Origin of the sequence: Aneurinibacillus sp. UBA3580 (assembly GCF_002375825.1) — a bacterium.
Classification (GTDB): Bacteria; Bacillota; Bacilli; order Aneurinibacillales; family Aneurinibacillaceae; genus Aneurinibacillus; species Aneurinibacillus danicus.
Map to the genome: position 1 here is coordinate 1 of NZ_DFMZ01000072.1, position 23800 is coordinate 23800.

The 23800-nt window shown below is 45.9% G+C and carries 20 protein-coding genes; 17 read left to right on the top strand and 3 right to left on the bottom strand.

What is annotated here, in order from left to right; genetic code table 11:
* Positions 1-21: 21 nt before the first annotated feature.
* Positions 22-411 carry a response regulator transcription factor gene (locus B2899_RS10860; protein WP_286885742.1) on the bottom strand — a complete coding sequence of 130 codons (390 nt, stop codon included), beginning with the start codon at positions 409-411 and terminating at the stop codon, positions 22-24.
* A gap of 596 nt (positions 412-1007) precedes the next feature.
* Between B2899_RS10860 and B2899_RS10865 the strand changes: the two genes are divergently transcribed.
* The 4 genes from B2899_RS10865 to B2899_RS10880 all read left to right on the top strand — a co-directional run bounded on the left by B2899_RS10865 (position 1008) and on the right by B2899_RS10880 (position 8686).
* Complete coding sequence (locus tag B2899_RS10865; protein WP_146810100.1) at positions 1008-1991, top strand: glutaminase; 984 nt, start codon at positions 1008-1010, stop codon at positions 1989-1991.
* 212 nt (positions 1992-2203) lie between these two features.
* Positions 2204-5710 carry a BadF/BadG/BcrA/BcrD ATPase family protein gene (locus tag B2899_RS10870; RefSeq protein WP_286885744.1) on the top strand — a complete coding sequence of 1169 codons (3507 nt, stop codon included), beginning with the start codon at positions 2204-2206 and terminating at the stop codon, positions 5708-5710.
* Between the two features lie 40 nt (positions 5711-5750).
* Positions 5751-7388, top strand: a complete 1638-nt coding sequence (locus B2899_RS10875; protein WP_286885746.1) for a 2-hydroxyglutaryl-CoA dehydratase — start codon at positions 5751-5753, stop codon at positions 7386-7388.
* Positions 7389-7648: 260 nt separating this feature from the next.
* Positions 7649-8686, top strand: a complete 1038-nt coding sequence (locus B2899_RS10880) for a hypothetical protein (RefSeq protein WP_286885747.1) — start codon at positions 7649-7651, stop codon at positions 8684-8686.
* 31 nt (positions 8687-8717) lie between these two features.
* Here B2899_RS10880 and B2899_RS10885 read toward each other — a convergent pair whose 3' ends face one another.
* Positions 8718-9818 (bottom strand): MGDG synthase family glycosyltransferase, encoded by a 1101-nt coding sequence (locus B2899_RS10885; RefSeq protein ID WP_349679047.1) that lies wholly within the window; start codon positions 9816-9818, stop codon positions 8718-8720.
* 333 nt (positions 9819-10151) lie between these two features.
* Between B2899_RS10885 and B2899_RS10890 the strand changes: the two genes are divergently transcribed.
* From B2899_RS10890 to B2899_RS10900, 3 genes are read left to right on the top strand one after another with little or no spacing between them, the layout of a single operon-like run.
* On the top strand, positions 10152-10709 hold the full coding sequence (locus tag B2899_RS10890) for a YkoP family protein (protein ID WP_286885749.1): 558 nt from the start codon (positions 10152-10154) through the stop codon (positions 10707-10709).
* Positions 10710-10761: 52 nt separating this feature from the next.
* The gene (locus tag B2899_RS10895) at positions 10762-12333 is read left to right on the top strand and encodes an alkaline phosphatase family protein (RefSeq protein ID WP_286885752.1); all 1572 of its coding nucleotides are present in this window, start codon (positions 10762-10764) and stop codon (positions 12331-12333) included.
* A gap of 36 nt (positions 12334-12369) precedes the next feature.
* On the top strand, positions 12370-13092 hold the full coding sequence (locus tag B2899_RS10900; protein WP_146810092.1) for an endonuclease/exonuclease/phosphatase family protein: 723 nt from the start codon (positions 12370-12372) through the stop codon (positions 13090-13092).
* 134 nt (positions 13093-13226) lie between these two features.
* On the opposite strand, the gene B2899_RS10905 is transcribed toward B2899_RS10900, so the two are convergent.
* A complete protein-coding gene (locus B2899_RS10905) occupies positions 13227-13490 on the bottom strand; it encodes a hypothetical protein (protein ID WP_286885753.1) in 264 nt (87 codons plus the stop codon).
* Positions 13491-13698: 208 nt separating this feature from the next.
* Here B2899_RS10905 and B2899_RS10910 point away from each other — a divergent pair, with 208 nt between their 5' ends.
* From B2899_RS10910 to dgoD, 10 genes are all read left to right on the top strand, one after another.
* Positions 13699-14238, top strand: a complete 540-nt coding sequence (locus B2899_RS10910; RefSeq protein WP_146811975.1) for a peroxiredoxin — start codon at positions 13699-13701, stop codon at positions 14236-14238.
* Positions 14239-14276: 38 nt separating this feature from the next.
* Positions 14277-14732 (top strand): redoxin domain-containing protein, encoded by a 456-nt coding sequence (locus B2899_RS10915; RefSeq protein WP_286885756.1) that lies wholly within the window; start codon positions 14277-14279, stop codon positions 14730-14732.
* A 377-nt stretch (positions 14733-15109) separates the two neighbouring features.
* A complete protein-coding gene (locus B2899_RS10920; protein WP_286885786.1) occupies positions 15110-16141 on the top strand; it encodes a TRAP transporter substrate-binding protein in 1032 nt (343 codons plus the stop codon).
* A gap of 58 nt (positions 16142-16199) precedes the next feature.
* Positions 16200-16754, top strand: a complete 555-nt coding sequence (locus B2899_RS10925; RefSeq protein ID WP_286885758.1) for a TRAP transporter small permease — start codon at positions 16200-16202, stop codon at positions 16752-16754.
* The gene (locus B2899_RS10930) at positions 16751-18025 is read left to right on the top strand and encodes a TRAP transporter large permease subunit (RefSeq protein ID WP_286885760.1); all 1275 of its coding nucleotides are present in this window, start codon (positions 16751-16753) and stop codon (positions 18023-18025) included. Before B2899_RS10925 ends, B2899_RS10930 begins: the two co-directional genes overlap by 4 nt.
* Before the next feature lie 37 nt (positions 18026-18062).
* Positions 18063-19091, top strand: a complete 1029-nt coding sequence (locus B2899_RS10935; RefSeq protein WP_286885762.1) for a C-terminal binding protein — start codon at positions 18063-18065, stop codon at positions 19089-19091.
* A gap of 32 nt (positions 19092-19123) precedes the next feature.
* A complete protein-coding gene (locus B2899_RS10940) occupies positions 19124-20188 on the top strand; it encodes a TRAP transporter substrate-binding protein (RefSeq protein ID WP_286885764.1) in 1065 nt (354 codons plus the stop codon).
* A gap of 30 nt (positions 20189-20218) precedes the next feature.
* Complete coding sequence (locus B2899_RS10945; RefSeq protein WP_146811982.1) at positions 20219-21481, top strand: lactate racemase domain-containing protein; 1263 nt, start codon at positions 20219-20221, stop codon at positions 21479-21481.
* 2 nt (positions 21482-21483) lie between these two features.
* Positions 21484-22827 carry a hypothetical protein gene (locus B2899_RS10950; protein WP_146811983.1) on the top strand — a complete coding sequence of 448 codons (1344 nt, stop codon included), beginning with the start codon at positions 21484-21486 and terminating at the stop codon, positions 22825-22827.
* A gap of 25 nt (positions 22828-22852) precedes the next feature.
* The coding region (dgoD, locus tag B2899_RS10955; protein WP_286885766.1) for a galactonate dehydratase at positions 22853-23800 on the top strand (948 nt) is incomplete at its 3' end.

Sequence of the window (23800 nt, forward strand, 5' to 3'; positions counted from 1 at the left end):
TCATGATTTTCACAGAAAAAGTTATATTTTCTGTATGACCGAAGAGACAGACGACCGCAATGAGGTGATCTGTTCGAGTTTTTCGAGCAAATCGGCCACCTGGAACGGCTTCTTAATGATCTCTGTATGGGTTAGCGAAAAAGCATAGGCTTCTTCGTCACCCGTCGATAAAAATAGGATCGGGGTATCAATGCCGCACGCCCGAATCCGTTCCCCGATTTGCAGCCCGTTCGTCTTGTCCAACTGTACACTAATAATGCACGCATCAAAGCTCTCATTCTGTAAAGATGCAAGGAAGGACTGTTCGTCCTCATAGCACTCGACTTCATACCCTTTGCGCTGGAGATTGTAGAGCAGCAATCGGACATGAAGAGGCTCGCTTTCCAGCAGAGCTACTCTCCCGTTTTTCATGTATTCCCCCCACCTTTATATAGGCTTATTATTTGTATATATGGATTAGCTCATTATCTAATAAAAGTAAGATGAAAAACAAAAAAACTTTACATAGAGTTAATAATATTATTGTACTACACCATGGTGGGTTCGGAAATGAATTTTATTTTGACACTGCTTCACTATCGTTATATGACGAAAAAAGACCGGGCCAGCTATCCGGTCTTGATGTGCTGAAACAATTGTTTCAAATATAAAACAACGTGAGAACAGAGCGTCCAGAGTGTTGAACAGCGTACAGGCACATTCACGATTTTCTTTTCTTTTTTGTTTATTGCTCTTCCCCCCTTCAAAAACTTTCCGGTTCAATGTCCGGGCTATATAAATGTTGTATGCACGTCAGGCTCTGGATGTTCCGTTTCCATCTACATATAGGAAGCACTGGAATGCAAAAGGATACATGAACAATTCGATACGTACCATTCGGGTATATAGTGAGTAGCGGGGGAACAGACCCGCTTTTTTTGTTTGCTGTGGGACTCTGGTTTCGTTTTGGGGCACACTATACGTACATCTTATCAGAGCGAAAAGGGGGCCTGGCAGTGATTAAGGAGATTAAGGATATACATAGAAATTTTGAGACGAAGAGCGAATGTGCGAACCGTCTGCACCACTGGGTGGAAAAGAACCGACGGTATACGGAGGAAGGAACGTGTGCGTCCTATATCCCGGCACTTCGGCATGCTGACCCGCACCAGCTTGGCGTGTGCATCATCGGACATGATGGAGAAATCATCAAAGGAGGCGAGGCGGATGTTGTTTTTACGATGCAGAGCGTGTCGAAAGTCATCAGTTTTATGGCTGTGTGTCTTACGCATGGTCTTGCCTATGTATTAAAACATGTCGATGTAGAGCCGACGGGCGATCCCTACAATTCCATCATGCGGCTCGAACTAAAGAAACCGGCTCGTCCGTTCAACCCGATGATTAACGCAGGCGCAATTACCGTTGCTTCCTTGCTCCCCGGCGTAACGAAAGAAGAAAAGTTTGCGGGGCTGCTCGATGTGTTGGAGATGCTGCTGGGCCGACGTCCGTCAGTAGATGAGGCTGTGTTTTTTTCAGAGCGGGAAACGGCCCATTATAATTTTGCACTCGCTCATTTCCTCAAAGCGGAGGGGTTTCTCAAATGTGGTGTAGAGGATGCGATCGATATTTATCTGCGGCAATGCGCGATTGAAGTAACGACCGAAGATCTGGCAAGGATCGGACTTGTGCTGGCATGCGATGGATACGATCCGCTATGCAGCAAGCAGGTGCTGCCTTCTGAACTTGCCCGATTGACCAAAGCGGTGATGCTGACGTGCGGCATGTACAATGCATCGGGCAAATTTGCCGCATTCGTTGGCGCACCGTCCAAAAGCGGGGTATCCGGCGGCATTATGACAGCCGTTCCGCCCAGACGGCATAAAGTGACTCCGTTTCACAACGGCTGCGGCATCGGCATCTACAGCCCGGCGATTGATGAGGCAGGCAACAGCGCGGCTGGAGTAAAGCTGCTGCAGCACATCTCGGCGGAATGGGAACTGAGTGTGTTTTAGAAATAGACTGGTAGTCTCTGAGCGCCGCATAGAACACCGGATCATACGGGATACGAAACGAGCGGGCAAGCTTCATCGACATCTTCCTCTCTTAGGGCATCTAAGTGGTCAGGGAAACGATCGATTTGAGGAAATACTGTTTTCACTATGTATATATTGCTTAATTTATTCCAATGATAAAAATATACTTTTACTAAATAAGGAGTAGTTTCATGGGATACGAAAACCAGGGGTTAGACTCTTTGATCATCGGTATTGACGTTGGTTCAACAACCGTGAAAGCAACCGTGGTGAATCCGGAAAGTAAAGAGATTCTTTGGTCAGATTATCAGCGGCACCATACGAAGCAGGCAGAAAAAGTCCTGGAATTCTTAATTGTGATTGGGAACGAATTTCCTCATATCAAGCAGGAGAACATCCGCGTATTTATGACCGGCTCCGGCAGCGGGCCGATTGCCGGGCACATTGGAGCGAAGTTTGTCCAAGAAGTAAATGCCGTTACGATGGCGGTGGAACATCTTCACCCTGATGTGGGAAGTGTGGTTGAGCTTGGAGGACAGGATGCCAAAATTATCATTTTTAAGGAAAACGAAGAAACAGGGAATAAACAGGCATTGACCTCCATGAATGACAAGTGCGCATCCGGCACCGGAGCTACGATTGATAAGTGCATGATTAAAGTAGGGATGCCTATGGAAGAGGTAGGCAGCCTGCACTTTGACGATACGAAATTGCATCATGTAGCCGCCAAGTGCGGTGTGTTTGCAGAAACCGATATCGTTAATCTGGTAAAAAGCGGAATTCCTTCCGCCGAAATTATGTGTTCCTTAGCGGATGCCATTGTCATGCAGAACCTCTCCGTTCTAACTCGCGGAAACACGCTCCGGCACCGTGTTCTTTTGCTGGGCGGTCCCAATACATACCTGCCTTTTCTGCAAGAATGCTGGCGAAAGCGGATTCCTGAAACTTGGGAAGAGCGAGGGTATGAGTATCCGAAAGACATGTCCGTTGATGAACTAATCTTTGTGCCTGAGAATTCGCAGTACTATGCCGCTTACGGTGCCGTCATGTATGGAATGCATGAACCGGTTGGCGTGGGCAGCTATACGGGGATCGAAAGTCTTAAGGAATTTATTGCTCACGGTCGAAAAGCAAAACTTGGAGAAAATGCCGGTCCGCCTCTGGTAAGCAGCAAAAACGAAATGGAAGAATTCCGCCGGAGTTATCGTATTCCCCGCTTTGAGCCGACTGCTTTCGTACCGGGGCAGAAAGTAAGAGCAGTAATCGGCCTGGACGGCGGCTCGACTTCTTCGAAGGCCGTTCTGGTTGATGAAAGCGGAAACATTTTGCTTAAGGAATACCAGCTCTCCAAAGGAAATCCACTTGAAGATACAAAAGAGATGTTGAAACGAATTCGAGATACGGTGGCAGGTCAAGGAGCAGAATTAGAGATTATCGGCTTTGGCGCCACGGGATATGCGGCGGACGTTTTAGAGAAAACCTTAAAGGCCGATGTCAATATTGTGGAAACGGTTGCCCATATGATGAGTGCCGTTAACCAATTTGGCGATGTTGATGTCATCTGTGATATCGGCGGCCAGGACATCAAAGTGCTCTTTCTCAAAAACGGGGATATTCGCAACTTCAGGCTGTCCAATCAATGCTCCGCCGGAAATGGAATGTTACTGCAAGCCATGGCGGACCAGTTCGGTATTCCGGTTCAGGAATATGCGGATACGGCCTTTAGCGCACAGCTTTCTCCCAAATTTTCATACGGCTGCGCCGTATTTCTGGATGCGGACCGGGTGAATTTTCAGAAGGAAGGATATTCGAAAGAGGAGCTGCTGGCCGGTTTGGCTCTCGTATTGCCGAAAAATGTATGGCAGTATGTGGTTCAGATTCCACGCATGGCTGAATTGGGCCGCAAATTCGTCCTGCAGGGAGGCACGCAGTATAATCTGGCTGCTGTTAAAGCCCAGGTCGATTACATTAAACAGCGGGTTCCTGATGCAGAAGTATACGTGCATCCCCATCCGGGAGAGGCGGGAGCGATTGGCGCGGCCATGGAAACATTGCGCGTTGTAAAGCGGCGTGGGTATTCAACGTTTTTGGGACTGGATGCGGCTATTAATCTGTATTACGTAAGCCGCAACGATGAATCGACTCGATGTACATTCTGTCCCAACCATTGCAGCCGAACCTTTATCGATTCCCAAACACCGGACGGGAACACAGCTCGCTATATCTCCGGTTTTAGCTGTGAAAAAGGGACCGTGGAAGACAAGGAAGCCGTGATCAAATTGACCCGGGAGCGGCAGGAACTGAAGAAGCACTATCCAAACCTGGTGGAATACGAAGCGCGCCGCATGTTTCAGCACTTCTACGATTCCGCGCCGCTGCCTGAGCCGGGTACGCCGGTAAACGATAGCCGATTGAAGCGCCGCTGGTTTGGATTGGGAGGAGAGAAGGAGATACAGTACAAGCACTATTTTGAGCGTTCCTCCCGTGAAGCGGCAGAGAAACGAAGCAAGATTCGTATTGGAATTCCTAAAGTACTTAACATTTGGTCTACCGCACCGTTTTGGCGCACCTATTTTGAGACGCTCGGCATCGACCCGCGCAACATCGTGTTCAGCGATAATACAAGCGAGGAGATGTGGCAGGAAGGAGGGAAGTACGGCTCAATCGATCCTTGCTATCCGTCCAAGGTAGCCCAGGCCCATGTGCATAATCTATTGTTCAAACACCATAGCGAGCGTAAACCGCTCGAATATATCTTTTTTCCCTGTATTACGCACATTCCGACCCATTTGCATAACGTGATGGATTCGGCCAGCTGCCCCATCGTGGCTGGAGCTCCGAATGTAATTAAGGCTGCCTTCACGAAAGAAATGGACTTTTTTGCGTCAAGAGGAATTACGTATCTGGACCCGGCGGTTACTTTTACAGAACCGAATCTAATGAAAAAGCAGTTGTATGAGGCATTCAGGGAACACCTTCAGATTACAGAGGATGAAAATAACTTCGCTGCGGATGAAGCCTGGAAAGCTATGGAGTTGTTTGATACCGAAATGCAGGAGAAAGGCCGGGCGATCCTTGAGCAGGTAGAACAAGAAAATCGCCTTGCTATCCTGATGATTGGACGTCCGTATCATTCTGATCCGGGCCTTAACCATGGTGTATTGGAAGAGTTTCAGGTGCTGGGCTACCCGATTTTGTCCATGCGCTCTATTCCTAAAGATGAGGCTTGGCTACACCGCTTTTTCAAAGACGACCTGAAGAGCGGACGTGTCGATTATGCGTTGGAAGTGACCGATGTATGGCCGGAAAATTTCAGTTCCAACAGTGTGCAAAAAGTCTGGGCGGCCAAGTTTGCCGCACGTCATCCAAACGTGGCCGTGTTGGATCTCTCCAGTTTTAAGTGCGGACACGATGCCCCGACCTATGGGCTGATTGACTCGATTATCTCAACCGCAGGAACCCCTTATTCGGCACTGCATGATATCGATGCCAATAAGCCAAGCGGATCGATTAAAATACGCGTCAAGACGTATGCGCATAGCCTGAGCCTTCATGAAGAGCGCTTAGAGGATTTGAGTCGTAAAAAAGCGGAATTGCAGCATCGCCTTGAGCAAAAACGCATGGAACTGCTGAGCCAGAAGCGAAACGAACAAGTTGGATTATATGAACAACAAAATATCTTTCAAGCAGGGAATTAAAAACATCGATACTTCATCAAAACAAGGAGTGAAGCACATCATGACTGTCACCAAAAACAGGGAACAATCCCGGCAGCATCTTTCTGTTGAGGATCAATTGCGTTTGTTTCAGGCGGAACAGGAAGCAGCGTTAGGTTTACAGGAAAAAAAGGACCAGTGGTTTGATCCCGTTCCCCGTCAGTTTCTACTTAAAGACAAGGCTGCCACAACCATTCTTTTCGGGGGGCTAACCATGGCTCAGGATTATCTGGTGGAAGGCACTCTAAAAGGATTGGGGTACCGGGTGGAGCATTTGGATTGCCCGGACAATGAGTCGCTTCGTTACGGTAAGGAGTTCGGGAATCGGGGACAGTGCAACCCGACATACTTCACGGTAGGCAATTTAATCAAACATCTCCATCACCTTCGGGATGTGGAAGGAAAATCAAAGGAGGAAATTGTCCGCAATTACCTTTTCATTACTGCCGGTTCTTGCGGTCCTTGCCGCTTCGGCACGTATGTCACGGAGTATCGGAAGGCTCTGCGCGACGCAGGGTTTGACGGGTTTCGGGTTCTTTTGTTCCAACAGCAGGAGGGTTTGAAACAGGCGACCGGTGAGGAATCGGCCCTTAAATTGGATACTTCGTTTTTTGTCGGCTTTCTGAAAGCGATCCTCCTGGGGGATGTTTTGAATGCGTTAGGGTACCGCATCCGTCCCTACGAAGTGGAAGCAGGTTCAACCGATAAGGCTCTCGAACGCTGCAAACAGTATTTGTATGATGCTCTAAGCGGGCGGAAGTGGCTGCTCCCGGCGTTGTTTAGATGCCGCAAGGAATTGCGCGCCGTTCAGGTAGATCGAACACAGGTGAAGCCTAAAGTGAGTGTTATCGGTGAGTTTTGGGCCATGACAACCGAAGGAGACGGGAATTATCAGTTACAGCGCTTTCTGGAGCAGGAAGGGGCTGAAGTTGAAGTGCAATCCATTACGGCCTGGATTTTATATCTCATTTGGGATGTACGCTATGACACGGCAAGGCGAATGGGGCTAAAGCAAGCGGATTCCGGACGTCATGGATTGAAAGGAAAAAATCCCCGTTTGCGTTTGGGCCTGTTATGGCTGGCTGAGCGGGCAGTTAGACTATGGTTTCAAATGTATGCACGAGCCATGGGTCTATACGGTTACCATCTCCCTGACATGGATGAAATTGCACGCGTTGCCCATGCCCATTATGATAATCACCTGCGCGGCGGAGAAGGGCATATGGAAGTAGGAAAACTGATTCTCAACGTGGTGAAGCGAAAAGTAAATATGACCCTTTCCGTCAAGCCATTCGGATGCATGCCGTCTTCCGGCGTATCCGATGGCGTTCAATCGCTGATTACCGAGAAATATCCTGAAGCTATTTTCCTTCCGATTGAAACAACCGGAGATGGAGCCATCAACGTATACAGCAGGGTGCAGATGACGCTGTTTAAAGCGAAGCAGGCCGCACAGAGGGAGTTTGAAGAAGCCGTAGCAAAGAAAGGCGTTACAGCCAAACAGCTTCAGCAAATATCAGGCCATGCAGAGTTTGCTCATCCGCTGCGAACAAGCCGTCACACTGTTGCTTGTACGGCAGCAAATGCGGTATATAGTATACGCGGGATGTTCAATTGGTTTTCCTTCCGGCGAAACAAAGAGGGCATTGAAGGGACGTAATTACGGTGTAATACAAAAACGGATTAGCCTCCAAATATTTTTTGGAGGCTTTATTTTGTTTTTGCATTGGAGAAGACGCCAGCATTTTCTTTGTTTCATTATGAGCAATTTGCTCTTAGTGTTTTCCAGCTTATTGGGAGAGCCGAAGGAATAGTAACCAGACCAAATTGAAAAATAAATCGCATAGCCTGTCTTTTCTTCAAAATGCCCACATATAGTTTACTTAGAGATTTTTACTATATGGCCAGAAGGTGGAACGTATGAAGAAACGATGGATGATTATATTACAAATTGCAGCAACGTATATTGGTACCGTGGTTGGGGCAGGCTTTGCTTCGGGTAAGGAAATCGTAGAGTTTTTCACTGTCTATGGACCGATGGGGCTAATAGGTATCATAATAAGCGGAATATTGTTTATTTGGATTGGGACGAAGATGATGGTTTTATCCCATCGTATTGGTGCCTATTCCTATGAGGAATTAAACACCTATATATTCGGTAAGACGGCTGGTAGAGTAATTAATCTATTTACTCTGCTCATTTTGTTTGGTGTTACGTCCGTTATGTTGTCCGGGACAGGATCGGTTTTTGAGGAGCAATTAGGTTTTTCTTACCGATGGGGGATCTTTATCACCCTTGTTCTTTGTTATGTGGTCATGATGAAAGGGTTAGACGGCATTCTTGCCGTCAACTCACTGGTCGTTCCGATGATGGTTTTTTTCAGTTTTCTCATTGCAATGCCTTTATTTGAGCATAACGATATCTTTTTTCTTTTGCGAGCAAATGAACTGCAGGCTAATTGGAAACCGCTTGTTAGTCCTTTTGCTTATGTGGCATTTAATTTGGCTATGGCGCAGGCTGTCCTGGTTCCGCTTGGAAAAGAAGTAGAGGATGAAAGAATATTGAAATGGGGCGGTTTTTGGGGAGGAATCGGCCTTTGTTTTATGCTGATCTCCAGTCATTTTGCTCTTTATTCACTTCCAAACGTATCACAGTTTGATATCCCTATAGCCGAAGTAATTAAAGACTTTGGTGCATCCATGCATATTATATTTTTAATCGTAGTTTATGGCGAGATTTTCACAACATTAATTGGTAATGTATTTGGCATCTCACGTAAAATGCAAAAGTTATTTAACCTGCCGGAAAAATGGATTGTATTAGGTATTTTATTGCTCAGCTTTTTGATTAGCCAGGTTGGATTCAGTTCCTTACTTAGCTTCCTTTATCCTTTATTTGGTTACATAGGGCTATTAATCCTTTTCTTTATGGCTGTAAAACAATTACCCCCTAAATAAGATTTGGCAATTGCAAACGGTGAAGCCCGTTTCACTGTATAAATTCAAGTATTTTTTTCCAGGCTACAGTTTCCTTGCTTTTATCATACGTATCGAGCTGTCTGAGCCAATTCTTCTTCTTTTCTTCGTTGTTTAAAACGCCCAATAATTGTTTTTCGTATGGTTCATGAGGATGAAGTCTATACGCTAACTTTTGTGATTCCAAATAACGCAGATTCATCTCCTCCTGGCCGGGCAGGGCGGAGTGGATAAAAATCAGAACTTTTTTCCATAGCGCTTCGCTTATTGTGACTCCACCAGGCTTGGTAATAATCGCATCCACTTGTTCATACCAGTCACTCATTTCCTCTCTTGATGAAACATAAGGAAGAGGTTGAATATGATCCATTTGCCAGGACATAAGGGTGTTAAGAAGGTACTTATTATTACCGCACAGAACGAAATAGTGAAAATTCGTCTTCTTCTTTATTTGCTGTAAAAGAGGAAGGATATGACCCAATCCATTACTTCCCCCTGATATAAGAATCTTATAAGAAGGAGAGGCTGTACGCTTCCGATTTGTATGATGAAAATGTTCATCTACCGGAATCCCGGTTACAAAAATACGATCTTTATGTATGTTGTTTTTTTGTATTAATTCATTCTTTAATGAATCTGTAGGAACAAAATGGTAATCGATTTCCCTGCGGCCCCAGATTTTATTAATAAAAAAATCTGTATAGACATTAATGACAGGGGTAGAAAATTTCTTCTGGGCTTTAAGCCTGCTGATTAAAAAAGAAGGAAATGCATGGGTACAGACAATTAAATCCGGTTTTTCTTCATAAAGCAGTTGTTCCATTCGCTCTAGAAATAACAGTTCGTACCACTTCATATGATAATGCTGCACAGGTGCTTCCGTACAGGCACAATGCTTGTATACCCGCTCGTATGTCTGCGGCGCATAATAAATCCATTTCATGTATGTGCCTGTCACGATTTTTTCCATCCACTTATTTACATAACTTAAAAAGTCAACTTTCTCACATACTATTCCATCCAGTCTTTTTTCCAATGAGCGGATGAGGGCATCGGCAACCTGGTGGTGTCCAGAAGGCATCTGTAATAACGGCAAGAAAAGAATTTTTTTCATACTCGATGACAGGCTCCTTTATGCAAGAAAAATCTTCAGCAGTCTCAAACTCCGATACGTACTATTTCTACATGTTATGTTGTCTCGCATCCCTTTTTATAAACCAGTCACCAGCGCTTTTTTTGAATAAATTTTTGTAAAAAGAACAAAAAGATGGTTCTTTTCCGTTGTGGAAAGTGACCATCTTTTTTCTAAATACAAATATAAAATGACTACCTTACCGGTTATTAGAAGTAGTAACGGTACATATTTATGTTTGGTATCTCACATTAATAAATATATAAACAATCGTATCACCACATGCCGCATTCTATATGAAGGAGAACTCTTCACATGGATAAAATTGTAAAAATCTGGTCGTTTATGGACAGCTTTTATTTTCGCTGTTCCCGGTTACAATACGTAAACCAAAAGGAACAAAATATTTTCCGTGTAAGACTTCTTACCTATCGTGGTAATGATCTTTCTCTGTCAAATGGAACATGTATACATCATAACGATGTTCTTCTTAAAATACATTTGCATAATTGTTTGCTTATGAGTGAAATGATGAATATTAAAAATGATACACGACGAGCTTTGTATGTTTATAATCGTGTCGAAGCATCGATGCCGGGTCTGGCAAACTTTATTTTCCAACATCCGAAGGAAAATATCATTAAAGGAGTTATCGGAATTACATTGCTATCCCGAGGAGTCAATCGCCTTGGATTTGAAGTAAAAGATATACAGAATCCTTACTATGAAAGGCTAAAACAACTATATATGAAACCGATGTTTGTTCTGTGCCATCATGAAAAGGGGAAATTACGGAAAAGGAAAAAACTGGTTCTAAAGTTCCTCGTGATGTCAAAAGAGCAACTATTAAGCAGGTATTTACAAAATATGTAGTCTCCATAATATGGGGTATGTGCAACAATAGAGTGAAAGGGATTACTAACTCATGATGAAGTCTATTTTTACTTTATGTGCTCTTATGGCTTTACTCCTTACAGTCTCAATTCAGTATCCATTGCACCAACATGCAAAGTATCAGGGAACAAAATTAACTGCTCCTGTACCCCACCATTCCAAGCATATCATTTTAGTTGTCATTGATTCTTTAATGGATACGCCCTTACAGGAAGCCATTAAACAAGAACGTGCTCCTGCATTGCAATTCTTAATAAAACATGGACAGTACTTTCCGAATGTGGTCAGCTCCTTTCCAACAATGTCTGTTACTATCGATAGCTCGCTTTTAACAGGAACGTATCCCGATCGTCATCGTGTTCCTGGACTTGTTTGGTACGATGAGAATGAAGGGCGTATTATTAATTACGGCAACGGAAAAAGAGAAATAGTAAAGCTTGGCGTTAAACCGGTGCTCCAGGATAGTCTGTATAAGTTAAACAATGAACATTTAAGTCAACATGTAAAAACGCTTCATGAAGAGTTAGCTGCAGATGGAAAACAATCGGCTTCTATTAATGCGGTGATTTACAGAGGAAGCTTTCCCCATCAGCTAAACCTTCCTAAGACCGCGGCATTTCTAAATATTTTACCAGAAAATTTAAAAACCTATGGACCTGCATGGTTTTCCTATGGTTCCCTCTCGTACGTGAATCCGAATAATCAGAAAAATTATATATGGCAAAAGTATGGATTCAATGACAAATTTTCTTCAGAAGAATTAAAATATCTTATTCAAAGTGGAAAACTTCCCCCTTTTACCATCGTATATTTTCCTGATAATGATCATAGCGTTCATAAAAACGGCCCCATGGATATAAAAGGAATTGAACAGGCCGATCGGCAGATTCAAGAAATTTTTGGTACCTATAATTCCTGGGAATCTGCAATAAAAAATGCGGTTTGGATTGTGATGGGAGATAGCGGTCAAGCTTCGATAGGGGGAAGCCGGAAGGAATCATTCATACGCTTGCCATCTCTTCTTAGTCTCTACCGAATAACAAAGTTAAGGGAACGTGTTCAGAAAGAAGACCAAATTCTTCTTTGTGTTAATGAAAGAATGGCATACATCTATTCGATTGATAAGTACGTACCGCTTGCAAGGATTGCTGGTCATCTTCAAAAGGATGACCGAATCGATGTAATTGCATGGAAAGAAGGAGAAATCATTCACGTTATAGAGGGAGGGAAGGAGGGTGTTCTTTCTTTCCGCCCAGGTGGGCAGTATGTCGACCCGTATCAGCAAAGATGGTCGCTGCAGGGCAAGCTTTCTATTTTAGATATATCGACCAAAGGTAACCAAATGACCTATCATGATTATCCCGACGCATTAGCACGATTATATGGCGCTCTCCATTCTCATCCTGGCCGCTATCTTGTTGTGACAGCCAGACCCGGATTTGAATTGGTTGGAGAGAGTTCTCCAACTCATTTGAATGGGGGCGGCCACGGATCGCTGCATAAGCAGGATTCACTTGTGCCTATGCTTGTTACCGGCACAGACTCCTCTCCAAAACATTTACGCATCGTAGATATTAAGGATTGGATTCTGAAAATGGACTAGCCCTCGCGTACCACAAACCAAATTGGAGGGAGTAGCTTGGAATTTAATGTAATGACGTTTAACATACACCATGGAAGGGGAACAGATGGAAAACTGAGCCTGGAGAGAATCGCTAAAGTGATTGAAGAAAGTAAGGCAGACCTGATCGGGTTGAATGAGGTGGACAGGTATTTTTCAAAGAGGAGTGAGTATATTGACCAGATATCCTGGTTGGCAAAACATTTGAAAATGAATCATGCTTTCGGGGAGGCAATTACATTACGCTCAAAGGATTCTACGGTGCACAGGCAGTATGGAAATGCCTTCTTGTCCCGCTATCCGATCGTATTAGAAAAAAATCATTTTTTCACCTTTAACTCACGAATGGCTGAAGGCCGATCATTGCTGGAAAGTCATGTTCAACTTTGCGAACGGTTACTCAAAGTATATGTCGTCCATCTTAGTCTAAATCCATTCATTCATAAACAACAAACAGATTTTATCATCGAAAAAGTTATGAATGAGCCTCAGTCTGCTGTTATTATGGGAGATTGGAATATGAGGCCGGGAGCTGGAGCATGGAAAAAAATGCTCAGGTATTTTAAAGATGTTTGCGATGCAGGCAAGGGGATGTGCTATACTTTTCCCTCATTTCGACCCAGATTCCAGTTGGATTACATATTCGTCAGCCGCGATATATGTATCGCTTCAGCAGAAGTTATAAAAAAAATTCCTTCAGCTTCAGATCATTTACCATTAAAAGCAACATTACAGTTGTAGTTTGGCTACTGAATTGACATTTCATTATATTCTTATGTTTATGCTAATCCGTTCAGCAATGGAAAAGGGAAGAGCCTCAATGCATAGGGACCTAAGTATTGAGGCTGCAAGGTGGATGTGCTGTACCTACCCGGTTACTTGGAACGCATTTTTTTCTGGATATCGTTGATTTGGCTCATGCTGATGCCGCTTTTTAAGAGCATGGAAATCAGTGTAAGCGGGGACGGATTTTTGGCCATTTGCTTAAACTGCTGAGCATACCGGGTTAACTCCGCCTCGGAAAAGTTCTTGCCTGATGCTTTTCCGGCTTTCTTGAGGGCCTTTTTTACCGCCGCTTCGTCTGTCCACTTGTTCTTTGGAATTTCTTTTACGATTTTAATAATGGTATTAACGTCCATACAATCTGCTCTCCTCTACATATAGAATGAGATGACATATTATATGGTGCAGCGTGTAGAGCGGCAACGGTACAAGCGTACAATCTTGGTTTGTTTTTGTTCTGGTTAAAAAAGATACGAAACAAAAAAGATGAGATAAAAGGTTGACTTGTTATCGTTATTAAATTATAATCATTTCATGTAAGAAATAATTTCAGGAGGGATACACATGGCAGAACGTTTAGTAGGAAAAAAAGCACCAGATTTTACGATGGATACAGTTGTGGGCAGCGGGGAAGAATTCGGAAAGGCATCTCTTGCGGACTATCGCGGCAAGTGGCTCATCCTGTTCTTCTATCCGATGGATTTTACCTTCGTGTGCCCGACAGAAATCACGGCGTTAAGTGATGCGTACGAGCAGTTTGAAGAGCTTGATACAGAGATTCTTGGCGTTTCCACCGACTCTGTCTACACGCACCGTGCGTGGATTAATATGCCACGGGAGGATAACGGTTTGGGTAAACTGAATTTTCCGCTGGCAGCCGATTTGACGCATAAAGTCGCGCGTGACTATGGTGTTCTGGTGGAAGAGAAAGGGGTGGCTCAGCGCGGCCTGTTCATCATTGACCCGGAAGGCGAGTTGAAATACCAGGTCGTCACGGATGACAATGTGGGCCGCTCTGTGGAGGAAACGCTGCGCGTGCTGCAGGCACTGCAAGCAGGCGGATTGTGCCCGGCTAACTGGAAACCGGGTATGAACATGCTATAATAAAGATGCTGTGACATATAGAATAGGAGGCGATTTGTATGCCAATGAGACTGAAAACCCCGATGCCGTCTTTAGATGGGGCAACGGAATGGTTCAATGACGAAGGGTTTAAGCCAGAGGATTTGGCCGGACATCCTGTGCTGATTCACTTCTGGGCGGTGTCCTGCCACATCTGCCACGAAGTGATGGATGAAGTAGTTTCCTATGTTCATGCGTACAAAGACCATGGTTTGAAAGTTGTCGGCATTCACATGCCGAAGCAGGAGAGCGACCTTGATGTTAAGAAAGTCAAAAAGGACATTCAGCAATACAGCATTGTGCAGCCGGTAGCGGTAGACAATACGCATGCTATTACGGATGCGTTCGAAAATCAGTTTGTTCCGGCCTTCTTCTTATTCGACAAGGAAGGAAAACTGACGTACCGGGCTGCAGGCGATAAAGGATTCAAAAACGTCAAACCGAAGATTGAAGAATTGCTGGGTATTAACCAGTAAAGGGGAAGAAGCTGCCGACACAAATGTTGGGCAGCTTTTTTCATTATATTTATATTGCAATCAAGCCCCCGACATTTATTTACCGTCGGAAGCGTATACATTTAGAAAAATCAATAAATAAACAGAAAAAATCGGGTAAAATTATTTGACATATTAAAAGATTGATAATATTATTGATTACAGGAACTACATAATAAACCTACGTTTTATAATATAAAACAATAATGTGGTTTTGTGTTGTAGAACTTTTATTTTGTCTCTATATGAGAACTTGGTTTTATATTATAAAACTAACTTTCAATTTAAGAAAGCGATTCCATTATGCTTTCACCATTATTTGTTAAAAAAAATATAAAAAAAGAGGTGGGGTTATGAAGATGAGAAAAAAAGCAGCCGTATTTTCCAGTTTAATGTTAGCGGTTTCAGTTCTGGTTGCAGGCTGTGGCGGAGCAACGAAAGAAGCGGGAGCGGGCGGTGAGCAGAAAGGCGCAAAAACGATTAAAGTCGCCAATTACTTTGCCACAGACCACCCGCAGAACGTAGCTCTTCGCGAAAAATTTAAACCGATGGTAGAAGAAAAATCAGGCGGCACGCTGAAAGTTCAAATTTATGACAATAGTACGCTTGGCGCCGAAAAAGAATTCTATGACGGGGTGCGGAACGGCACGATTGAAATGGGAATTCCCGGTCTGATTATGCAGGCGGACGTTGAAAAAATGGCGGTGCCGGAATGGCCGTTCTTGTTCAAGGACTTTAATCATGTCAAAAAAGTTCTGAACGGTCCGATCGGTCAAGAATTGACGGCCGATTTGGAGAGCAAGCATGGGGTGCATCCTCTGGCATGGAGCGCAAACGGGTTCCGTATGTTTTCCTCAAACAAAACGATTGACAGCATGGAAGATTTCAAAGGGCTGCGCATCCGCATGCCAAACATTCCGAACTATATTACGCTCGGAAAACTCCTCGGAGCAAACGTAACACCGATGCCAATCTCTGAAGTGTTCAGCGCACTGGAGCAAAAAGTCGTAGATGGTCAGGATAATCCAATTGCAACGCTGCGCGCATCGGGGTGGTATGAAGTGCAATCCGACGTGCTTGAATCGAAGCACATGTTTAGCCCGAACATTTATATCATCAACAGCAATTTCTGGAAAGGGTTAACGCCGGAGCAGCAAAAAGTGATTGAAGAAGCTTCCAAGGCTGCTGCGGATTATGAGTTTGACCTGTTGGAGAAGAGCTATGAGGCCGACAAGAAATTCCTGCAGGATAAAGGTATCAAATTTACTACTCCTTCACCGGAATTCGCGGCAGAAATGGAAAAAGCGTCCCAGCCGTTGTATGACGAAATCTACAAAAAATATCCGTGGGCAAAAGAACTGGTAGAGAAGATTAAAGCGGAAGCGAAATAGGACGAGTGGGTCGGAAGCGGTCAGCGCTTTCGGCTCCTGGTTAGAAAGGTGGGTTAAAATGGATAAGATCAGCAAGTTTCTACATGGACTTCTTAATGTCTTCATGGCAGGCGCCCTTGTAATCATGGTCGTCCTTGTGTTCGGCAATGTTGTATTGCGTTATGCCTTCAACTCGGGGATCACCTGGTCTGAAGAGATGTCCCGCTATCTATTTGTGTGGTTAACCTTTCTCGGGGCGATTGGCGCTTTAAAAGAGCATGAACATCTTGGGGTGGATATGCTTGTAAAACGGCTTCCGGTAAAAGCGAAAAAAGCCGTGCTCATTATCAGCGACTTGCTAATGCTGGGCGTGTTAGTGCTCGTTTTAGACGGAAGTTGGAAAATGACGCTTATTAATATGGACAGCAAAGCTCCGGCCACAGGTCTTCCACTCTCGTTCGTTTATGGAACCGGAATTATAGTGAGTATTACCATGGGTCTTATTATCATCATGAATATTTATCGTGTAATGACAAACAAGGTGAAAGAAGAAGATCTGATACTAGTCAAAGAAACAGAGGAATCAGCCCATACGTATGAACACGAATACGGGAAGGGGGAAAAACAAGCATGATCGGTGTATTTCTCGGATCGCTGCTTGGAACGATGGCGCTTGGAATGCCTATTGCTTTTGCGCTTTTGTTCAGCGGTGTCGCGCTGATGTTTTATCTGGACATTTTTGATAGTCAAATTATCGCCCAAAACTTAATTAACGGTGCTGATAACTTTCCGCTGATGGCCATTCCTTTTTTCCTGCTTGCAGGAGAGCTAATGAACGCGGGAGGGCTTTCGCAACGAATTGTATCAATGGCCATGGCTTTTGTAGGGCATATTAGAGGCGGACTTGGCTATGTAGCCATCATTGCAAGCGTTCTCTTCGCAAGCTTGTCCGGGTCAGCGGTGGCGGATACGGCAGCCCTTGGCGCAATTTTAATCCCGATGATGGTGAAAAGCGGATACGATGTGAACCGTTCGAGCGGTTTGATTGCGGCCGGCGGAATTATCGCTCCGATTATTCCGCCAAGTATTGGCTTTATTATTTTTGGGGTGACAAGCGGCGTTTCTATTACCAAGCTTTTTATGGCGGGAATTGTTCCGGGTCTTTTGCTCGCGGTCGGTCTTACAATTACATGGGCGATTGTCGCAAGGCGTGATAAGGTCCAGGTTCAACCGCGCAAATCCGTAAAAGAAATGCTGCAGGCGGTGAAACAGGGTTTTTGGGCGCTGTTGCTTCCGGTTATCATTATCGGAGGACTCCGCGGAGGGATTTTCACTCCAACGGAAGCTGCCGTTGTAGCCGCTGTGTATGCGTTGGTTGTGGGTTTATGTATATATCGAGAAATTAAGATAAAAGATTTGTATGAAGTATTGATTCGTGCCGCGAGAATGACAAGTGTCGTTATGTTTCTTGTTGCAGCCGCGCTCGTTTCTTCGTGGTTAATTACGGTGGCGAATTTGCCGGCCGAGGTAATTGGGTTATTGGAACCGTTCATGGATAATCCTTTATTAATTTTGTTGATGATTAACCTGCTTATTATTCTGATAGGGACAGCCATGGATATGACCCCGACTATCCTGATTATGACCCCGGTGCTTATGCCTGTAATTCAACAAGCCGGTATCGATCCTGTTTACTTTGGTGTTCTGTTTATCCTTAATAACGCGATCGGTCTGTTAACACCTCCTGTAGGAACCGTGCTAAACGTTGTATGCGGTGTAAGCAAAATTAGTATGGAAGATATTATGAAAGGCGTATGGCCATTCCTTTTAGTAGAAGTTATCGTATTGATTCTGCTGATTTTATTCCCGTCTCTTGTTTTAGTGCCGCTTGAATGGTTTACGTAATTTTATAAATAAATTTAAGAATAAGGAGAGCAAACAGATGCAGAAATGGAAAGTGGTTGTAACCGATTGGGAATATGAAGATTTGCGGTTCGAGGAAGCCGTGTTTTCGCCTTATGAATCGATTGAACTTGTACCGGCCCAATGCCGTACGGAAGATGAAGTCATTGCCGCATGTGCCGATGCGGACGCGATTATCAACCAATATGCACCTATCAGTGCCAAAGTTATCGAAGCTCTCGAAAAATGCCGGGTCATCACCCGGTACGGTGTCGGAGTGAATACGATTGATTTGGATGCGGCGACGGCAAAGGGCATCTGTATTGCCAATGTGCCGGATTACTGTATGGATGAGGTAGCGGACCATGCGCTGGCATTGATTCTCTCCTGGACCCGCAAAATCACCCTGGCGGATCGGTATACAAAAGAACATAAGTGGGATTTCAAGGTTACACAGCCTATCTACCGCCTGCGCGGCCGCACGCTTGGTCTGGTCGGCTTCGGAAAAATTCCGCAGGCCTTAGCGGAAAAAGTAAAGCCGCTCGGTCTGAAGGTTCTTGCGTATGACCCGTATTTTCCGGCGGATAAAGCAGAAGAAAAAGGCGTGACACTCGTATCGCTGGATGAGCTGTGCAGCACGGCCGATATTGTTTCGGTTCATGCTCCGCTGATGGCCGCAACAAAAGGAATGATCGGCAGCCGGCAATTCGACCTTATGAAGGAGGGGGCTATCATTGTCAATACATCCCGCGGTCCTGTCATCGATGAGGCCGCATTAGTGGCCGCGCTTCAGCAGGGAAAAATTGCGGGAGCGGCGCTTGATGTAGTGGAGGAGGAGCCGATTGTGCGCGATCACCCGCTTCTTTCGATGAACAATGTAATTCTTACGCCCCATGTAGCCTGGTACTCTGAAGAAGCTGCGGAAGAAATGCGGTCCAAAGCCGCGATGGGTGTAGTCGATGTACTTATTCATAATGAATATCCGAAATACCTGGTGAATCAATCGGTGCGGGATCGTGTTGCGCTTAAGCCGACACAGGCGGGCGAACGCTATGCCGCACTGGTATAAAAAACATGAATGGACAGAGGGGGATTTAAAAGATGAAAAAGTGGGTCAAAAGTTTAGCAATCAGCCTTGCGCTTCCCGGATTGCTTCTGATGGGATGCGGCGGCGGAAACGGAGGGGGAAGCGCGACAACGAACGCGCCAAAAGGTGATGCGCCCGCCGGTGTGCAGGAGAGAAAAATTAAAGTCGGCATCGGTCTGAACGAAGACCATCCGGAAGGACAGGGAATCAAGAAATTTAAAGAATTGGTCGAGCAGAAAAGCGGCGGCAAAATGCAGGTTCAAAACTTCTTCAGCGCCACGCTCGGTGACGATCAAAAGATGACGGAAGCTTTGCAGGGCGGATTACAGGAAGTAACCGTTCCGTCGACTTCGCCGCTTGTCGGCATGATTAAAGAATACGGTGTGTTCGACTTCCCATTCATATTCAATACGGAACAAGAAGCGCATGCTGTACTTGACGGTCCGGTCGGACAGAAACTGCTGGATAAATTGCCGGAGCACGGCCTGATTGGTCTTGCCTACTGGGAGAACGGATTCCGTAACCTGACCAACAGTAAGCGTCCGGTCAACACACCGCAGGACTTCCAGGGAATAAAGCTTCGTACTATGCAAAATGAAATCCATCTGGAAGCGTTTAAAGCGCTCGGCGCCAACCCGACACCAATGGCTTTCTCTGAAGTGTTCAGCGCACTGGAAGGCAAAACGGTAGACGGTCAGGAGAACCCGCTGGCGACGATTAAGTCCAATAAATACAACGAAGTGCAGCCGTACTTAAGCTTAACGAAACATGTATACACGCCGTTTGTGTTCCTCGTGAGCAAGAAGTTCTGGGATGGCCTGTCTCCGGAAGAGCAGAAAATTATGAAAGAAGCAGCAGTAGAGGCCGGTAAATACCAGCGTGAAGTGAATTTTAAGGAAAATGCTAAAGCGGTGGAAGATTTGAAAGCGGCAGGTATGAAAGTAAATGAAGTAAGCGATGAGAACAGACAAAAAATGAAAGAAGCAGTGCAGCCGGTTATCGATAAATACTCCAAAGAAATCGGCGAAGATCTTGTAAACGAAATGATGGCTGAAATAGAAAAAGCAAGAAAGAAATAACAATAAGCAGTACAAAGAGGAGGAGCCAGGATGGAGATTATCGAGCAGTTGCTTCGAGACATCCCGCTTCCCCGCATGGTGAAAATTCGTCAGAATTTCTATGCGCCTGAGCTTGCCGACACCGCTTCTGCGGTGCGGCAGGCCATTAGGGACGCGGACGTTCTATCCAGAATTTCCGCCGGTGATCGGGTCGCAATTGCGGTGGGGAGCCGGGGAGTGGCCGATATTCCGATACTGACAAGGGAAACCGTGCGGGCGGTAAAATCGGTGGGAGGGCAACCGTTTATCGTTCCTGCCATGGGAAGCCACGGCGGGGCGACCGCAGAGGGGCAGATTGATGTACTGGCGCAGCTGGGAGTTACGGAAGAGGCGGTGGAGGCGCCGATTGTATCGTGCATGGATGTAGTCGAAGTCGGAAGATTGCCGAACGGGCTTCCTGTGTACACCGACAAAAACGCATACGAAGCCGACAAGGTTATCGTGATCAACCGTATTAAGCCGCATACCTCGTTTCGCGGCCCTGTGGAAAGCGGACTGATGAAAATGATTACCATTGGTCTCGGAAAGCAGAAAGGCGCAGAAGCCGCCCATGCCTACAGCTTCAAATACATGGCGGAACACGTGCTGGAAATGGCAAAGATTACGCTTTCCAAAGTGCCGATTATTTTCGGTCTGGGTACGCTTGAGAATGCGTACGACCGCCCTGCGAAAGTGGTGGCTGTTCCTGCGGAAAGGATTGAGGCGGAGGAGCCTGCCCTGTTACTTGAAGCGAAATCGCTTATGCCGAAAATTCTATTCTCGCCGATTGACGTGCTCATTGTCGATGAAATCGGCAAAGATATCTCCGGGGACGGGATGGATCCGAACATCACCGGCCGTTACGCGACACCGTATGCGAGCGGCGGACCGGAAGTGAGCCGCATCGTCGTGCTCGGCTTAACCGAGAAAACGCACGGCAATGCCAACGGTATCGGCATGGCCGATATGACCACCCGTGCCCTGTTCAACGAAATCGCCTGGGAAAAAGGGTACGCCAACGCACTGACCAGTACCGTCACATCGGTCGTTAAGGTGCCGATGGTGCTGGAAACAGAAGAGATGGCGGTCAAGGCCGCAATTAAAACATGCAACGCATTTGATCTGGCAAGCGCGCGCGTTGTCCGTATCAAAAACACGCTCGACATTAAAGAAATCTGGATATCGGAGAGTTTGCTTGCGGAAGCGAAAGAACGGGAGGACGTAGAAATTTTAACCGGGCCCCGCGAACTGGAGCTTCAACGCGAAACTGTGTAGCCATGCTGCTGTATTTGTACAGCGCGCTGGTTGTCTCCTATACGGTCAGTGTGTTTTTCGACTCCCGCCTGCTGGACTACACTGCCGGCATATTCGCGATTCTCTCTTTTGGTTATTCATTTCGCGGTGCGGCCCGGCTGTATCAAGTAACCGGCGGCATCTTCATCGGTATCGGCGTAGGGTTAGCTCTATACAACGGCATTCCGCTTTGGAAGCTGCCGTATTTTTCGACCTCGACCATTGTATTGCTGGTAATTTTCTATGTTCTTCCGTTTATCAACAGCATTATTGTCGTAGGTCGCTATGAACAAAGCGTCAACCGTTTATTGAAGACGAAGATTACTCACTTGGGCCAGCTCTATTATCGCAGTTCTCTTGTGAGCTTTGTACTCGGGTCTTTTTTAAATATCGCTACAGTTACTTTTGTCGAAGCGGTATTGCAAAAGAATCTTCGCGGTATTGTGCAGAGGGTTCGCCACCGTTTTATTACCCAAGCGCTGCTGCGGGGCTATGCATTGTCGCTGGTATGGAGTCCGATGGAAATTCTTGTGGCGATTAGCGTGGACTTGACAGGCGGGGAATATCTGCATTTTCTTCCGTGGCTTCTTCTATTCTCTGTCATTTTGTTAGTAGCGGATTGGATGCTCGGTTTCCGGTACCGCTCCTACCATATCCCAGAAGAAGCGAGTCGAGACGCTGTGGCGCTGGACAAAAAAAGCATAGGAAGAATCATCGCTCTTTTTGGCTATCTTACCGTTTTTATTATCGCGGTCGTTCTGCTGCGCCGCTGGTTGGAACTTAGTTTTTTGATGGCTGTGGCGCTTGTGATTCCGGGCTACGCTTTCGGATGGGCACTGGCGATTGGAAGAAGCCGCGCCTTTATAACGTATAGCATACCGCAATGGAAGGCACGCGTGCTTTCCACGCATAACTATATTGTATTGTTTCTGGCGGTCGGTTTTTCCATGAGCATTCTGCAGGAGACGCACTATCTTTCTTATTTGCAGAAGCCGTTCTCCGCGATTGCCGGTATGCCGCTGCTGCTTTTTCTCAGCATCCAGACGCTGTTTATCGGCCTGGCAATGGTCGGATTCCATCCCCTTGTGACAATCAGCATTCTTGGGGAAATCATCCGGCCTGTGCTCGGACAGATAAACCCGATGAGCATCGGAATCGTGCTGATTACATCGGGGTTATCTACAGTCATGGCCGGACCTTATAACGTATCGGTATCTTTAATGGGCAGTTTGCTGGGAGAAAATCCGTACCGTATTTCGTGGTGGAACATCGGATTCGCTTTTTTATACAGCGGCATTGGCACATGCATTGCCTATCTTTTGCTCTAAGCGATGTGAAAAAGGAGGAAAACATATGAAAATCACAGGTTTCACGCTGTACAAAGTACCTCCGCGCTGGCTCTTTCTCAAAATTGATACAGACGAAGGAATCTGCGGTTGGGGCGAGCCTATCGTGGAAGGCAAAGCCGATACGGTGGCCGCCTGTGTACGTGAAATGGAAGAATATTTAATAGGAAAGGACCCGCTGGCGATTGAAGATCACTGGCAGGTGCTGTACCGGGGTGCCTTCTACCGGGGCGGACCGGTACTGATGAGCGCGATCTCGGGCATTGAACAGGCGCTATGGGATATGAAAGGAAAGTATTATCAAATGCCTGTTTATCAAATGCTTGGCGGTGCGGCCCGCAGCAAAATCCGTGTCTATTCCTGGATCGGGGGCGATAGACCGACCGATGTAGCGGCAGCGGCCAAAGAAAAAGTGGATGCCGGGTTTACCGCCGTGAAAATGAATGCAACCGAAGAAATGAATTACATAGACACCACTTCAAGCGTCGAAGCCGTGATTAACCGCATTGCCGCGATTCGTGAAGTGGTAGGCAAAGACATAGGCATCGGCATTGATTTTCACGGCCGCGTGCATAAAACGATGGCCAAAACGCTTGTCAAAGAGCTTGAACCGTACCGGCCGATGTTTATTGAAGAGCCGGTGCTGCCGGAAAATAACGAAGCGCTGCGTGAAATCGCGCTTCATACGACAGCACCCATTGCTACGGGTGAGCGGCAATATACACGCTGGGGCTTCAAACAATTGTTGACGGACGGGTACGTTGACATTATCCAGCCTGACCTGTCCCATGCAGGAGGCATTCTTGAATGCAAAAAAATTGCGGCGATGGCAGAAGCGTTCGATGTGGCGGTCGCTCCCCACTGTCCGCTCGGTCCGATTGCGTTGGCTTCTTCCCTGCAGCTTGACGCGTGCACGCCGAATGCGATCATTCAGGAGCAAAGCCTCGGCATTCAT